The organism is Elusimicrobium simillimum (assembly GCF_049639735.1).
GTDB lineage: Bacteria > Elusimicrobiota > Elusimicrobia > Elusimicrobiales > Elusimicrobiaceae > Elusimicrobium > Elusimicrobium simillimum.
In genome coordinates, this window is sequence record NZ_JBEVVA010000003.1 from 1,232,286 (window position 1) to 1,249,061 (window position 16,776).

At 46.3% G+C, this 16,776-nt stretch carries 7 protein-coding genes; 1 reads left to right on the forward strand and 6 read right to left on the reverse strand.

The window, feature by feature from the left end:
* Positions 1 to 17: 17 nt before the first annotated feature.
* The 5 genes from AAIR98_RS06515 to AAIR98_RS06535 all read right to left on the reverse strand — a co-directional run bounded on the left by AAIR98_RS06515 (position 18) and on the right by AAIR98_RS06535 (position 14,965).
* Positions 18 to 2,057, reverse strand: coding sequence for a hemagglutinin repeat-containing protein (locus AAIR98_RS06515; protein WP_423971389.1), 2,040 nt, complete (start codon positions 2,055 to 2,057; stop codon positions 18 to 20).
* Between the two features lie 155 nt (positions 2,058 to 2,212).
* Positions 2,213 to 2,965: a hypothetical protein gene (locus tag AAIR98_RS06520; protein WP_423971390.1), complete on the reverse strand. Its 753-nt coding sequence runs from the start codon at positions 2,963 to 2,965 to the stop codon at positions 2,213 to 2,215.
* Positions 2,966 to 2,975: 10 nt separating this feature from the next.
* The gene (locus tag AAIR98_RS06525) at positions 2,976 to 10,088 is read right to left on the reverse strand and encodes a two-partner secretion domain-containing protein (protein WP_423971391.1); all 7,113 of its coding nucleotides are present in this window, start codon (positions 10,086 to 10,088) and stop codon (positions 2,976 to 2,978) included.
* A gap of 11 nt (positions 10,089 to 10,099) precedes the next feature.
* Entirely contained in the window at positions 10,100 to 11,827 is a 1,728-nt protein-coding gene (locus AAIR98_RS06530) for a ShlB/FhaC/HecB family hemolysin secretion/activation protein (RefSeq protein ID WP_423971392.1), read from the reverse strand.
* Positions 11,828 to 11,884: 57 nt separating this feature from the next.
* Positions 11,885 to 14,965, reverse strand: a complete 3,081-nt coding sequence (locus AAIR98_RS06535; protein WP_423971393.1) for an autotransporter outer membrane beta-barrel domain-containing protein — start codon at positions 14,963 to 14,965, stop codon at positions 11,885 to 11,887.
* A gap of 524 nt (positions 14,966 to 15,489) precedes the next feature.
* On the opposite strand from AAIR98_RS06535, the gene AAIR98_RS06540 reads away from it, so the two are divergent.
* Entirely contained in the window at positions 15,490 to 16,122 is a 633-nt protein-coding gene (locus AAIR98_RS06540; RefSeq protein WP_423971394.1) for a helix-turn-helix domain-containing protein, read from the forward strand.
* Positions 16,123 to 16,161: 39 nt separating this feature from the next.
* Here AAIR98_RS06540 and AAIR98_RS06545 read toward each other — a convergent pair whose 3' ends face one another.
* Positions 16,162 to 16,770, reverse strand: a complete 609-nt coding sequence (locus AAIR98_RS06545; protein WP_423971395.1) for an HAD family hydrolase — start codon at positions 16,768 to 16,770, stop codon at positions 16,162 to 16,164.
* Between the last annotated feature and the right edge of the window lie 6 nt (positions 16,771 to 16,776).

The window sequence follows — 16,776 nt, forward strand, 5'->3', positions numbered from 1 at the left end:
ATCTTATTTTTCAGGTATTATATTTTTGCGTCCAATCCGCCTACTATGTTGATGGCGTCGGCTGTTACTTCTACGCTTTGGCTGCCGGTGATGCCCGTTTGGTTGTTTACCCACGCGCTGTCTTGGTAGCCGCTGCTTTGGTTGTAACCGCCGCTTATGGTTTGACCGGCTTTGGTGTGTTGGGTGACGGTCTCGCCTGTTTTACTTGTGGGCACTTGTTTCTCGCTGGCGCCGGTGAAGCTTATGCCTGCGTTAAAGCCTGTGCTGCTGTTGTTGGAGTGATGTTCGTCCTGGAGGGATTCAACAGTGAGTGTGCCGCCGGTGTTTACAACAACGTCCGCGCCGTGCGCGTTGGCGCCGCTTAACGTGGTGTCACCCCCGCTGGTCAGTTCCAGCGTGCCGCCCGCTAACGTTGTGCTGTTGTTATACGTTACGCTTGTGGACGTATTATTGCCTTTTTGTTGGCCGTAATTTAGGCTGATGCCCCCGCCTGTGTTCATGCCTACCCCCGCTGTGTAGCTCTCGTGGCTGCCGCGCTCGTTGTATGTGTCCGCGCTGGCTTCTATTGTTATATCTTTACCTGCGTTGTATGTGACGTCATTTTCGCCTATTACCGCGCTGCCTTTTTGCGATATGTCAGCGCGTGATGTTAAGTTTATGTCGCCCACGCCGTATATCGTGCTGCCGTAGTTTGACTCCGCCGTGGCCTCGCTTTTTTGCGTGGATACCGACGCTTCCAACCCTACGTCCGCTTGCATACCCGTGCCCAGGCTGTTTACCGCGCTGCCTACCATGTCTTTGGCCGCGTTATAGCCGGCTTTTACCGTAATGGCCAGGTTAGCGGTGGCTATGGCAAGGTTGGTTTCATAGTCGCTGTAATCTGTTATACGCGGGTTTTCTTTCGCTTTTTCTAACGCTTCCCGCGCGTCTTCCACCGCTTTGCCCGCGTCGTAAACTTCTTTTGCCGCTAAACCTGTGTTTACATAAGAGTTGCTTATGCCCGCGCTTATGGAAAGGTCCTTTTGTGTATGTGTTTCTTTATTCCAGGACTCTAACTCCTGCGCCAGGATGTTGATGTTTTCCGCCTCTATATTTGTGGCGCCTTCAACTAAAATTTCACTGCCTTTTATTGTTGCGTCGCCTGCGGCGTTAATATCCAAATTACCGCCAAAATTTAATGTGGCGGCACGCGCGGTTTCGTTATAACTTTCAAGAGTGTCTTCGGTTTCTTTACCCAGACTTACGTTAAACACTTCATAACGGCCGCTGTCCGCAGCGTCTTTGGCCTTGTCTATTACATTTGTTAAAGAGTTTACTTCTTTGTATACGTCCACCAACGTGTCCACCAAATCGAAACTTCTTTTCATGTGGTATTCGTAGTGGTACTCGCTCTCTTTGCCGGCAAGTAGGTTAAAATTACCGCCTGTCTCTATATTTCCGTCGCCTTGGGCGCCTACGTCGCTTGCAAAAATTGTTGTGTCGGCGCCGCTCTTCATTACTATGTTGTCGCCGCTGAACGCGCTGGCGGCTTCTAGTGTCTTTACATTATCATACACTATATCTTTGCTTGCTGACAAGCCCAAAAAGCCCGTCTTCTCGCGGCGGGTAAGGCTGGCCTCCTCATTTACCCCCGCAAGTATGTTGATGTTGTTGGCGGCGTCCAGCGTCATGGTGCCTGTACCTGTGGCTAAGGCGCTGGCCAAAACGGTAATGTCATTGGCGGCGTTTAACGTCATATCCCCGCCCGCTAGCATGTTGGAGCCCACATGCGTGCTGGTGTCTAACCTGTCCTCTTTTATTTTGCTGCGGCCAAAACTTTTTTTGGTTTTCTCGTATTTATAATAATGTGTAGAGTCAACGTTGCTAAGTATGTTTATATCGTTAGCGTCAACGGTAATATTATTATCCGCCGCCAGTGTGCTGCCCGCAAGCGTGAAGGCGTTACCTGCAGCTATATTAATATCGCTGCCTCCCTCAATCAAGCTGCCTATGTGCGTTTCCGACGATTTTTCGTAATTCTTTTTCCAAATACCCTCGGTAAGCGCATGTGCGCCCACGGTAATGTCGCCCCCGGCGTTTAGGCTGATATCCCCATCCGCACCTATGTATGCCGACGTGTTGACAATATCTTGCCCGGCGCTTAGATTAAGCGTGCCGCCGCTGGTTATACCCGCCGTGGGGCCAAGGTAATCATACTGCGTTTTTATAACTTTTATTTAAAATTACATGGCGGAGCTTCTTTTTGTTCAATTTCCACGGGATATGGGTCGCCCCATTGGAGTTCACTTATATTTGCTCCCGGCAAGCGTCTCATTCTTGTGCCTTTTTTGTATAGGCATTCTGTGGCGTTTTGATCTACATAATATACACTGTCTTCAGGTTTCCATTTAATATATTTGTATAGTTTTTTATAGTCGGCAGGGTCTATTTCGGCAACACCTTTTTTTGCTAGTTTTCTACCGATTTTTGGGTCGATTTCAATGTATTCCCAAAAACCACCAAATGGACCTTTAACAACTATTTGATTCCACACGTGATCCGCAAATTTTTCTGTACCAGGTTTGTAAGGTTCATTATAAATACAATTTCCCTCAAGCGGTGGATCATAACAAAGCAAATCTTTATGTCTACTAGAATAAATTTCTAATTCTTTTTTAGTTAAATTTTTTACTTCTACAAGCTCTCCAACTTCATTATCTATTTGTTTCTCAATAATCCTATTAATTTCTTTCTTATCTGGTCCTTTAAAAATAATTTCATTATCTTTAGTAAGAATCAAATGTCCCGCATAATTTATACTAAATTGGTAATACAGTTTTTCGCCGCTTATACTCAAGAATCTATTATTTCTATTTTGAACTTTAAGCAATAACAAATAAACTTCTTTTTTTATTTCCTTTCTATTAGAAGTATTACAAGATATAAGCAAAGGAAAAATTAATAAAATAAAAATTATTTTTTTCATAACACCTCCCTTATTTCTTAGGCTTTGTTACAGTTAGATTTGATTTAACTTTTTCTGTAGCTGTTCTAACCATATGCTCAGCAGCAAGATATTTGTATACCCCATCTCTTACTTTATCTAATCTTCCGGCTTCAAGGCTTGCCTGTAACACCTTAAAACTGTTGTCATTTTCGTGCCCCTGTTGAATGTCCGGTCTACTAACCCATTCCAACAACATTTTATGCAATTTCTCATGTATAAGAGCCTCTACTGCTTTGTCAAAACTTGAGTCTGATAATGTTTTTTGATCTACGAGTATACCACCCGTAACACTGTCAAAACCCATAATCGCACCTTTTAGTTTACCTTGATCATCTTTACTTATAAAAGTTTTATCATCAATTATTTTATTTATTTCTGCAAGCGATATAACCTTACCCGCAGAATTATAAGACGACCATTGTAACATAGCAGTTAAATATTTTTGATTTTGCCCCATTCCAGAAAAAGCTTTAATAGCTTCACTTGAAAAATCATCTCTAAGGCCAGGCATCACGCCCATATATTTTTGAAGTTCAAGCACACTTGGTAACAAGTTGTTATATTCCACAGCAAGAGCGCGTTTTTCCGCTAACAACTTATTTTTATCTGCTATACTTAAATTATCAGAGTTTTTCAACATTTGTGATATAACAGCGTCTCTATCCAAAACTTCATTTATTCTTATAGCGTCGTTCCCAAATGTCTCCAGCTGCATATTAAAAAAGTCAGTTTTGCTTGTGTTAGGATTTGCTTTTAAATATTCCTTATAGGCATCGTTAAATATTTGCTCTTGTTCTTTTCTTATTTTTTCTACTTCGGCCTCAGAATTATTCCCATCTGCAAACATTAAAGACAAGTCATTGTTATCTCCAAGCAAACTGTTAAATATATCATCCGCCACTTGCTCGGCAGCCATGTCTGCTGCAAAAGCAAACTTTTCATTGTCATCCATTTTATTTAATGCATTTTCTACGTCTTGCGGATTTACAGCTTCACCGTTTTTTAACTTATCAAGAGAATCCTTTTCATTAGAGGTTAATTTTTCATAGCCTTTTGATATAACTTCCGCTGTTGCTACAGCAAAGTCTTTGACAACTTTATAGCTTTCTGTTCCTACTGCTTCTATGTTGTCCAGTTGGCCTTTGAAGTCGGTTATCCATTCCTTGTCTATTGTTATCTCTGCATCTAGGCCGCCTGTTATTACGTCTTTGGTGATTGCTTGTGTGTTGTCTAAGTCACGGTTTAGGCCCTCTAGGGCTTCTTCTTGGGCGGCTTCGCTGTTGATTGTGATTTCGCCATCGCCTATTGTGGCTTTGGTTACTTGTTGTTTTTCTTCTCCGGAGAGCTTTATGCTGCCCGTTACGCTGTCCGGGTGGATTTCGCCGGGCGTCTTAGCGCCCGCGTTAAAGCCGAAGCCGTAGCCCAAACTGTCGCTTACGCTGTCGTCATAGATATTGGCGTACGCCAGGCTGCCGGTGTTTAGCTGCATATCACCGCTCTCACTGCCCAGTATGCCGCCTGTGAGTTGTGTGTTGTTTGCCACGTTTACCGCCATGTCCTCTGCACTTAAGATGCTGCTCTGTTCGTCTACCCAACGGCTGCTTGCGTCTGTCTTGCTGTAGTTGTAGCTGCCGCCCACGCCTATGCCTGTGCTGCCTACGCTTGCGCTTAAGTCAAAGCCCTCGCTCCTCTCGGCGTTGTAGCCTGTGTTTTGCAGGCTTTCTATTGTTACGTTTTCGGCGGTGATGTCTACTGTTTCGCCGTAAATGTTGCCGCCTTTTACCAACAAGTCACCCGTGTTTATGCTTACGTTGCCCTCGCCCGCGTATACGCCGCTGTTGGTGTAACTGTGCGTGCTGTTGTCCGACGTGTCACGCTGTTGGCTGTACGCTGCCTCTACGCTCCAGTCCTGCGGTAACAGCGGGTTGATGTTGCCCTGTATTGAAGCGTGGTAGTTGGCATTACTAGAACTGCCTGAGTGATAATTTTCCCCGGCTGTCAGATTGACGTCGCCGCCTGCGTTATACGCTATGTCCCCGCCGTAACTTACTACGCCGCTACCTGCCTGGTTTATATCTTTGGCAGAGGTTAAATTTATGTTGCCCGCCCCCTCTATCATACTGCCTACGCTTACGCTGGACGACGAACTGTGGGACGACTCCTGCACGTCCATATCTATGCGCCCGTAGACGGATAACTGGCTTTGCAAGTTGTTTGCCGCGCCGCCTGCTGCGGCGTTTGCCTTGTTGAACTCTGCTAAGTTTTTGCCCAACCCGGCGTAGCTGTTGGCAAAGTCTAACCCGTTAATACCCAGCCCGATGTACCCCTGCTCTTTATCCTGCTGCGCAGGGTCAGAGTTGGCGGCGTGGATATCATCTACGTTGCCCGCTATTTTATCGCCCTTATTGTACACGTCTTTTACCGAATTTATCAGGCTGTACCCAGGCACGTTTACACCGCCGCTTAAGTTTAGTTCAGCCTTAGACTCGGAGTGGTTTTCGTAACTATTGGCCTGTACATCAAAAATATTAATATCGTTGGCGGTTATGTCCACCTGCTCCGCCACAATGCTGCCGGCACCTATATTTACGTCGCCTTTGGCGTTGATGTCCGCCTTGCCGCCAAAGGTTAAGGTGGAGCCGACTACGTTTTCACTATAAGATTCGTGCGTGCTTTCCTTTTGACTGCCAAAATCCATATTGAACATTTCATAACGGCCCGTATCGTAAGCGTCTTTAGCTTTGTCCTTGGTTTCGTCAAAAACTGATGCCGCCGCCAACAAAGGCCCGCCAAACATAGTAAGCACGCTGCCTTTAAGCATGTCCCCGGCAATGTCACCAATGGAGTCTATAAGGTCAAAAGAGCGTTTCATGTGGTATTCGTAGTGGTACTGGCTCTCTTTGCCCGCCAGTAAATTAAAGTTGCCGCCGGTTTCTATTTGTCCGTCGCCCTGGGCGCCTACGTCGCTTGCAAAAATTGTTGTGTCGGCGCCGCTTTTCATTACTATGTTGTCGCCGCTGAAGGCGCTGGCGGCGTCTAGTGTCTTTACATTATCATACACTATATCTTTGCTGGCTGACAAGCCCAAAAAGCCCGTTTTTTCGCGCCGCGTCAGGCTGGCTTCCTCATTTACGCCCGCAAGTATGTTGATATTATTGGCCGCGTCCAGCGTCATGGTGCCCGCGCCTGTGGCTAATGCGCTGGCCAAAACGGTAATGTCATTGGCGGCGTTTAACGTCATATCACCGCCCGCTAGCATGTTGGAGCCAACGTGCGTGCTGGTGTCTAACCTGTCCTCTTTTATTTTACTGCGGCCAAAACTTTTTTTGGTTTTTTCGTATTTATAATAATGCGTAGAGTCAACGTTGCTAACTATATTAATATCTTCCGCGTCCACGGTAATATTATTATCCGCCGCCAACGTACTGCCCGCAAGCGTAAACGCGTTGCCAGCCGTTATATTAATATCGCTGCCGCCCTCTATAAGGCTGCCTATATGCGTCTCGGACGACTTTTCGTAATTCTTTTTCCAAATACCCTCGGTTAGCGCGTGCGCCCCAACGGTAATATCACCCCCGGCGTTTAGGCCAATATCCCCCTCCGCACCGATATAGGCTGATGTATTTATAATGTCCTGCCCGGCGCTTAAATTAAGTGTGCCGCCGCTGGTTATGCCCGCCGTGGGGCCAAGGTAATCATACTGCGTTTTAACGCCGCCGGCGTCGCGGCTGAGCGTGTTCTTTTTGGTTTCATTAATAATACTGCCGCCGGCTGTGATACCTGTGGAGTTTTCCGCGGTTATAAGGCCGCTGATATTTTTAATATCGCCGTCCGCAGTCATCACAATATCTGTGCCCGTTATAAGGCCGCTGTTTATAATGGTGCCTGCGTTAATATTTATGCTGTCGCCTTTTATGGTACTGTCACTGCCAGCCAGCAGGTTTGCCGCCGTACCGGCGGCTAAATAAAGCGTAGGCACAAGCACAGTTTGCCCGTTAACCACCTGCTCAACATACCAAATAATATTGTCTGTAAGCGCGGCCTGCTGCGCCTCGCTCAGCGGTTGGCCGATTGTAAGGCCGTGGTCAAGGTACGCGCCCAGCGCGTTGTCATAAAGGCGGCTCATTTGGTCATTAACGCTGGAGACACCGTCGTACAGGTAACGTGTCCCTGTCAGGCGCAAGATTGCGTCCATAATAAGGTTTTGCTCAAAAAAGCTGTCGCCAAGTAATTTACTGGCGGTTTTGTCCACAGTTGTGTGGTGGATATCTGTAACGGGGTTAAAGCCGGGGACTTCAGGTTCCGGTTGCGGCTCTGGCGTGACGGCGGGCGGGTTGGCGGCGATGATTTGCATAATTTTATCTAGCAAATAGTTTGCGCCCACGTAGTCCTCCGGGTTAATAAACCTGTTGGTGCTTGTGTAAAGGTAGTCGCCGCCCGGGGCGGATTCTTTAAATAGGCCGTTGTAGGTAAAGTCTAACCCTTCCGGCGCGCCTATGCCGTCCTTTAAAGCCTGGTTAACGTCGGAAAGTTGGGGTACGTACATAGGCGGCAGGTTTAGGCCTTCTTCTGAAAAATCATCGTTTAACACTGTGTTTTCCGCGTTAATATTAACTTCCGCGCCTGAGAGAACGGCCACGCCACTGGAGAATATTGTTACTTCAGCTTCTGCAACGCGACCTTTAATATCACTATTATGAAAAGTTCTTCCTTCTGCAAGTTCTGCTAAAACAAATGCAAAAAGATCTAACATTTCAATTACTGGCGTTGGGCCATATTTAGCTTCATATGCATCTACTGGACTTTTTTTAGAAATACCTCCTTCTTTTTTAAAAGCCCACCCCCAATCCCATACAACTTCCAAAACATCTCTTAGCGCTGTAGTAACAAATGACGACCGTTTATTAAACAAATTAACCGCACTTATATTTAGCTTTTCCCCAGCGCTTAACACACTGCTTTGGTTTAGCAAATCGCCAGTATTTATAAAAATATCTTTACCCGCAAGTATTTTGCCTTGGTGTAAAGCATACCAGCCGCTGGTATCATAAGTATCAATATATTCACGTTTCATACGGTGCCATTTGCCGTCTACTACCAAACTATCATCGATACCACGCCCATCTTTTACGTAACAAACTTCAGTCGCCGGGTCGCAGTTATCTATACTTACATTATTTATATTATCCGCTGATATATTTATGCTGCCTCTGCTTTCTATCAGGCCGCCGATGTTGTTTAAATCGCCGCTGCGGGCGTTGCTTAGGCCCGCTATCAAAATACCGTTCATGCCGTAGATACTGCCTAGTGTGTTGGTTATGCCGCCGTCTGTCTTTATGCTCAGCAAATTATTGCCAAATATTGAGCCGCCCTCGTTATTATTAATATCGCCACCCTCTATAAAAAGTGAATCATTTGCCAGCATAAGCCCGCTGTTATTAAGTGTAACGGGTTTTAGTAAAAGGTTGCCAAACGCGCTTATTTCACCGTCAGCAAAATTATTAATTGTGCCGCCTGTCACGGTTAAATCACTGTTGGAAAGTATAAGAGCGTGGTTATCCAGCGTGCCAGCATTTATTACAACATTACCAAGTGAGGATATTTCCCCCTCATTAACAATATCGCCGCCCTGCAAGGAAAGGGCTTCCCCGCCGTACATTTTGCCGCTGTTGTTTATACTGCCGCCAGCCAAACTCAAGCCGCCTGAAGATAAAATATTGCCGTTGTTGCTAATCACACCGCCGTTAATATCAACAGCCGCGCCCGCCAACTCGCCTGAATTTGTAAGAGTGTCGGCAGTTGCGTTAAGCGCGTTTTGCGCTTTTAACGCGCCTGACTGCACGTCTAAATTACCCGCCGTTATATTAATATCGCGCCCCGCTGCCGCTGTGCCTGTATGCGTTATAGCGGCGGAATTTAAGGTTATGTCACGCCCGGCTTGCAGTGTGTCAACAGCTAGGGCGGCGGCGGATAAGTTGATGTCTGTCTTGGCGTAAAAAGCCCCGTTTACGCCGCCGCTTGCGTTAACGTTTACATTTTGCCCTGCGTAAATGTTTTGCGCGGAAATATTTTCAAGCGCGGTTAAATTAATGTCACCTGCGCCCTCAAGCCCGTCTAACTCCAAGCTCGCGCCGCTTATGGTTACGTTGCCCGCCGCACCGCTTGCGCTGCCAAGCACGTCACCTTTAGCCGCCACGTTAAACGCCGTGCCAGAACTTACGCCGCTAAACTCTACCCCGCCTGCGGAGTTTATATTAATATCGCCAAGGTCAGACACCAGTTTGCTGTGTGTACGCACGCCAAACCCGTCTTCCGTTCCTACAATATTTATCCTGCCCGCATACATACCGCCAAGGTTGCCGGCGTCTACGGCAAATTCTTTTGGGTCGGCGGAAGCGGTGGAAGAAATTTCTTTTGTAACATAATCAAATTTATCATTACCCGCAAGCAGGTTTATTGAAGAAGCATAAACATCACCCGCCGTGTTAATATAGCGTGAAGCCAAGTACAGCGGCACTCCGTCGGCCTCCAAGCCCAAATTAGCGTGGTTTTGCGTGGCCAGCCCACTAATATCTATGCGGCCCATCTGACTCATATTAAACCCTGCCAAATTGCCTTTATTTAAAATAGAGTTGCCCGTAACCAAACTTACCATAGGCGTATTAATAAACCCGGCCCCGGCCACGCTTATGCCGTTGGGGTTAGCTATAATAAGCTCCGCCGGGGCCCCCAGAACCTCGGTATAACCGTTAAGGTTGGTTTTGTTCGCACCCGTGACTTCATTCAAAATTATCTGCGCTTCTTTACCCGCTTTTACCAGGTTGGGGTTGCCCAGCACGTCGCCGCCTATTTTAGACGCCGCGTCCGCCTTAGAGTTATTTAAAATAAGGTTACGCTGGTCAACGTTATACTCTTTAAATTTATTATGGGACAACCCTTTACTATTAGGCGCGGCAATATTAATGACAGGTGTGTCATTAGCCGAGCTTTTGTTAAAAGACATCACCGTACTGCCGTCCGGCAACACAAGCTGCGCGCACAGCGGCCCCGCGTTTAAAAGTAAAGATAAAATTACTGCCAATATTTTTTTAGTTATGTTCATATTTTCTCTCTCTAAAACAATATATTAAGCGCGATGTTAAAATAAAAAACGTTGCCCTCACTCTCAATATGGCTGGGGCGGTGAACGGCGCGGGCGTATGTTACCCCGCCGTTAAGGTATTTGCCGTAATACGCCATTTTTGCGCCCGCGCCCGCCAAACTTGTGCTTGGGCCGTAGGTTTTGGGCTTTACGTAGCCGTAATCAGCGAATACGCTTAAAAAAATGTCATCTATAAAATTGTTTAAATACTGGTTTTGGCCGTGGCCTGTAAGAGCACTGAGCGGCACGCGCACGTCCTGGCGTACAACTACGCCGTGCTCACCGTAGCCGTTGTTTTCCTTAAAGCCGCGCACGGAGGATTCGCCGCCTATTATCATTTGCTCTGACGAGTAAAGGTCGTCAAAACTGTACTGACTGTCAACACTGGCGGTGTAGTTAAATATGCCAAAACCTTTGGAGTAATTAGCGTATAAAGAAATATCGGTAAACTGCGCACGGGGCACGCCGTTTGATTTATCATCATCTTTTTTTACGCCAAAAATGTCCAGCCCTCTGTTAACCGATAACTTTGAGAAAAATGAGCCTATTCCCGAATAATAAGTCCCTGTCATATACAGACTGCCTATGGCAAGCGTACGGCTGGAGGTGCCAAGATAAACGCCCTCTATATAATTTTTGTTTTGCTTTACGCTAAGCTGCGCACCAAGCGCGGCCTTATAGTTCTGTCCTCGTAAAACTACACGTTCCACGCCAAAAGCGTTACTGGCCGACGTACCCTCTGACTCAAACGAAGTCACCGCGCCTTCCGTAGTAGTAAGATATTTTGAGTAACTGAAATTATTGTTAATACTCCAATAACCAAACGGTACGCTTACGCTGGCCGCTAACGCGCGGGAATAGCGTTTGCCGTCGTCATTCCAAACCGTTGAGTTGGCGTTAAGGTAAATATTTTCGTTAAGGCGCAGTAAATTGTCGCGCGACAGGCTGGCGCCCATGCGGTATTTACCCGTGGACTCACTGCCGCTGTTGTCATATGAAACGCCAAGCGTGTGACGGGGGCCGGTATTATCTTTTACCACTACTATGCTGCCGCCTTCTGTTTTGCCGGGGCGCATTTCCATAGTTGCGTTGTTGGAGCTGAGTTTATTAATTTGCTCAAGGCCTTGTTCAATATCACGCAACTGAAGAGGGCGGCCTGTGGTGAAAGGGAAAGCGGTAGCTTCCTCTAACTTCGCGCCGAAACCGCTGCGCGGATTGCCCGCCGGGTTAAGCAAAACTATATCCTCCAGCGTACCCTCAGCCGCTACAATTACCAATTTTTTAGCGGCGATTGACGTAAAATCAAAATACACCCTCGCGCCGATGTAGCCCTTGGCGGTGTAGGCGTTTTGTATATTAATTTGTGTGTTTTGTAAAACGGTTTTGGTAATGCAGGACGCCGGGTCCGGCAAAAAGCTTTCCACTTTTTTTATGTTTAATTTAGTTACGCCTGTTAGGGCTACCTCGCTAATGTCCAGGCAGGCGCCGCCGTCTTCCTCATTTAAAGCCGCTTGTTCAGGCTGAATATTTTGCGTGGCGTTTAAAGAGCGTTCGCTGCGCTGCATTTCGCGCTCTCTAAACATATCAGCGCTGTCTTGCTCTAAGCGGCGCTGTAAACGGGAACCCAAATCCGACGGCGGCGCAGCCATAACCATGGCCGCGCAAAATATAAAAGTTAAAAGTGTTAATAATCTTTTCATGTAATTACCAATAAGAACGTACGCCTATATTAAAAAATAAGTTTTTGTATACGCTGTTTATGTCCGCCCCGCGCCCGCGTATAAATGCGCGTAGTCATTAAACTTTTTAACACCGCCCACTTTAACGCCGTAAGACAACTTTTCCTCGGCGGGTTTTACCGTAAAATCTTGTGAATATATGCTTAACTTCATGTCCGGGTTATTTATGTTTTGGGAAATATTAAAATCCGCGTAATAAGAGTAAGTGCGGGCATTTTTTTGCACACCCGCGCCCGCGCGGGCGGCGGCATAAAAAATATTGTCACCGTTAAATTTGATATTCGCGCTGTTTGCCCCCTCCTCTTCAAAGGAGTTTCTGGATTCAAACGTACCTGTTACGGCGGCAAACGGGCGCAGCTCAAAGCCGTTTAGTTCTAATATTTTTACAGAGGCCCGCGTGTCTAAATTTATGTTAAATGACCTTGCCCTCGCGCGGGCCGTTCTGCCCAAAAAGTTTATATTACGTTTAACCATGCTTGTTCTGTAACCTGTGGAAAGCATTGTCTTTATATCCGCCGCGCCAAGAGCGGCAAGCGCGTAAACGCCAAGCTGGTATTCGTCGCCGTCTAAATTTTCTGTCTTGTTATGTTTAAGGTCATGGCGGGTGTAAGAGGCGGCAAGACCCGCTTTAAAATTATCGGCGTAATATTTGTCTAACCCCAGGGCAAAACCGCCTGAAAAATTGTAAAGTTCTTCAGAATAATCATTTGCTTTAGTATCACGGTAAGTGCCAGTGGCCTGCGCCCATATGCCGCGGGAGGTTTGCTCACTATCTTTTACCCCCTCAAAACGCTGATAGACGTTTTCCTTTAGCATGTTAAAAGAGTTTATACCCGGGATATTGGCGTAGATAAAGCCGCCAAGCCGGGTGAGGGCCGCGCTACGCGCGGCTGACGGCAGCGCGTCTAACGTGTTTAAAACCAAATCAAAGTCCGCATTCGGCACTGCTGACCCGCTATCTATTGCGTGCGCAAGCGCACGCTGGTTACGCTTAAGCCCGCTTACAGAACTGTAGTCAGACAGCATTCTTGAAAGCAGCACATGCACGCTGCCGGGCATGCTGTAGTCAAGCGCGGCGTTAACCCTGGCGCCGCCGGCTACCGTTACACCGTCAAACACGCCGGTAAGAGCGCCCTCATATGATATAAGCTCCAGCCGCTCCCCGGTAAGAAAGGTATCCGCGGTTATAATTTCTAAGGTTGAGCCCGCGGCTAAATTTAAATTGCCCTGCGTAGTGCTGCCGTCGTCTTTAATTAAAACTTTACCTTGCGCCCCCTGTGCCGCCTCCAGCACAATAGTACTACCGCTTGCGGCGTTTATGGAGCCCGTGTAGTTAATGTCAGACGTTAAATCAAAATATAATTTGCCGCTGTTGTTTACCGTACCGCCGCTGTCCCCGGCCAGCATAAGCGCGGCGCCGCCGCCCACATTAATATTGCCGTTTAAGTTTGCGCCCAGCGCGTTGCCCGCCAAAATATTAAAAACATCAAAATTATTTGTCCCCGTAAACTCCACAAGGCCAACGCCTGTTTTATTAATAACAGTGCCCGCAGCACCCGTAATATCACCGCTGTAAACGCCATCAAAATCCTGAGCGAAGGTTAACGCGCCGCCGCTTAAAATTGCGTCGCCTACAATAGAACTCGTATTCCCCTCCAGCGTGCCCGCGCGTACATCTACGCCGTTTTCATATAAATTTGTTTCTGTTAAAACCAGCGTGCCCTGGCCCGTCTTTATCACCGCCCCCTCACCCGCCACTATGCCGTTAACGGTTAGAGTATCGCCTGAGTTAATATCAAAAGCGCCGTTATCACGTACGTAAACATTTAAATCCAGCGCCATTGAATTAAGCGGATTAAAAACACCATCATCCGTCACCGCCAACAGGCCGCCGCCAAGAGAATTTTGTGAAGAAACACTAAGCGTGCCCTCCGCCACTTGCGTGCCGCCGCTGTGCGTGTTAACACCGCCCAAAATAAGCGTGCCAAGCCCCTTTTTAACAAAAGATGTTCCGCTTATAACGCCGTTTATTGTATAGGTCAAATTATCAGCGACATTTATATAATTGGGCGCGTTACTCACCGTGCTTAAAATAAAATCTCTGGCGGAAGTTGCGCTGTTATCTTCCAGTGACAAAGCCCCGCTTTCTAAAAAAATATTTGAGCCTGCCGCGCCAAGCGCGGCGTCTGAGTTTATAATAATACCCGCCGCGTCGCGTATATATGTGCCGCCCGAGTAAGTGTTAACACCCGTAAGTTTAAGACTGTCCAGCCCCTCTTTAACAAGCGCCCCGCCGCCGGAAATTATGTTACCGTATTCCCCCGCGCCATTACGCTGGTCAAATATAACAGCGGTATTAAGAGATGTAATGATGTCTTTATTTATACTGACGGACGTGCCCTTTATAGCGCCCTCAAGCAAATTAAAATTGCCTGTAAAATACTGCTGCCCCGCCAAGGTAAGCGTACCCGCGCCCTTTTTATCCACATTGCCGCCGCCGTATATAGCGGCTAAAAAAGTACCGTCAGATTCCTGCATAAAGGTGACGTTGGCATTGTTGATTATGTTTTTGGTAAAAGATTCACTGTCGCCCTGCAGAGTGCCGGCGTTTACGGTAACTGTGCCAGCGTTTTCAAAGCGGCCGGTAACGTGCAATATACCCGCTCCGTCTTTAATAAAATCGCCGTCGCCGCCTATTACGCCGCCCAAAGTAAGAGTGCCGCTTTCAACAGTAAAGGTACCGCCGTCTGTGTTGACATCATTAGACAGGCTGTGCTCACCGTCGGCCTTAAACTCTGCGCCGCTTTCCACATTTAAAATAAATGCACCGCCAAGAGCGGCGGCGCCGTCTAAATACAAAGTACCGCCGTTTATATTAACTTCTGTATCAAAGCTATTACTGCCGTTAAGCTCAAGCTGCCCGCTTAAGTTTTTATCAAGCGTTGCCCCGCTTAACGGGCCGGCGCTACCCGCGCCGTCACAAACAAAATTGCCGGGCGTTTGCTCTACGCAAACCCCGTATACAAATGTACTGCACAGTATTAACGCTGAAATTATAAACCCTTGCGCGCTATATTTAAAGTTATGACGGTAACTCATATTTTTTATAATTAAATAAAATTAAAATGCACTAATTATATTACAATATCTTTAAAAATATTTTTTATTTTTTAAATATTTTGCCGCGGTTTTAATAAAAAATTCCCCCACGTTACAGTCACATATTTCAAGTTGTCTTAACATATCACGCGTAGAAGTTACACGGGAAACCCTTTTATGCCACACCTTATAACAGACGCCTTCCGTAACGGGCGGCGGTAAATATTTTTTGCTTTTCAACACCCAAACTCCTGTTCACCTTATATAAACCCTAAGATTTGCTATAATAAAACCGTATAGCGATTATCGTGGTGGATGGCACTATACGGTTTGGGGGGTAAGGAATGGCAGGCAAAAATTTTTGCCCGCTTACAAACCTCCTGCTACTTTTACATCAGTGCGGCAGAGAAACAGCTTATTGGATGAGATAGCGCTGCTTCATTGCACTAATATGATATAAGTGTAACACAAGCATAACACTTTGTCAATATGTGATTTCTGCCGCCTAAACGGTGGGTAATAAAATGAATATAGGTAAAAAAATTCTTAAAGCCAGAAAGGAACTTAACCTTACGCAACAGCAACTGGCCGATATTATAGGCCAAGACAGGGCCGCCATAGCGCGTTGGGAGATAGGCAGGTTTAACCCCTCTACAAAAAATTTAGAGGAACTGGCCAAAGCCCTTGGTAAAGATTACAAATATTTTTACGAAGATTTTGACGACGTGTTTCCGCTAAACAGGTTTAAAAACTTAAATGAGATTCGTGACTCCGGCAGCCCGTACCCGCCCGCGTTGCAGGAATATCCGCAAACAGCGCTGCTTAAAAAAGGCGAAGTAATATTTTTAGATACCGAAAACGTGCCGCTGCCGCACAATGTAAACGCACCGCATAAATTCAGCGTAGAAATAAGAGACAACTCTGTACTGCCTGATTTTGAGGCGTCTGACATTTTGGAAATACAGGCCGTAAGCAAAGTAGAAAAAGCTTACGAAAACAGATATTTTCTGGTGCAGATGGAGGGCGAGCTTTACATATACAGGTGCGCCCCATACTACGGTAAAATGAAAATGGAAATAGCCAACTTTGAAAAAAGCGTACCGCTTAAAGATGTGGTTGTTCTTGGCAGAGTGGTATCGGTAAGAAGAAAAGTTTAAAATAAGTATAAAAAATCCCGCTCAATTGAGCGGGATTTTTTATTTTATAACATCCATATTTTTTAGTTCTTTTTCCGCCGCCTCGGCCGTGGTAAACAGAACTGTTTTAAAACCCAGTTTTTTGGCGGTTTCTATATTATCGGCGCGGTCATCTAAAAATACGGATTCTTCGGGTTTAATATTATATTTTTCTATAAGTATTTTATAAATCTTTTCATCAGGCTTTATTTCACCTACGTCCGATGATACCACCAACCCTTTAAAGTGGTTGGCAAAGGGGTATTGGGCCGCGCAAACGTCAAATTTTTCTCTGGCAAAGTTGGACAGGCCGTATATTTGATAGCCCGCCGCTTCAAGCGCCGTCATCATATCATACGTCCCCGCTACTTCGCCGGTGATAGAGTCTATCCACTCACGGTCATAGGCGCGCAGCGGCGTTTGGTACTGGGGGAATTTTTCAACAGCTTCGCCTATGCACTCGGCGAATGTTACGCCTTTGTCCATGTCAAGAATCATTTTTTCAAAATTTATTTCTTTAAAAAACGCGTCTATCTCTTCTTTATTTTTAAAGTATTTGAGAAATACAGCGTACGGGTCCCACGTTACAAACACATTGCCTACGTCAAAAACTATATTTTTTATTCTCATGCTAAC

Coding starts and splice junctions, on each gene's coding strand:
- AAIR98_RS06540 (WP_423971394.1), top strand. CDS start 15,490: ATGAATATAGGTAAAAAAATTCTTAAAGCCAGAAAGGAACTTAACCTT.
- AAIR98_RS06525 (WP_423971391.1), bottom strand. CDS start 10,088: ATGAACATAACTAAAAAAATATTGGCAGTAATTTTATCTTTACTTTTA.
- AAIR98_RS06545 (WP_423971395.1), bottom strand. CDS start 16,770: ATGAGAATAAAAAATATAGTTTTTGACGTAGGCAATGTGTTTGTAACG.
- AAIR98_RS06520 (WP_423971390.1), bottom strand. CDS start 2,965: ATGAAAAAAATAATTTTTATTTTATTAATTTTTCCTTTGCTTATATCT.
- AAIR98_RS06530 (WP_423971392.1), bottom strand. CDS start 11,827: ATGAAAAGATTATTAACACTTTTAACTTTTATATTTTGCGCGGCCATG.
- AAIR98_RS06535 (WP_423971393.1), bottom strand. CDS start 14,965: ATGAGTTACCGTCATAACTTTAAATATAGCGCGCAAGGGTTTATAATT.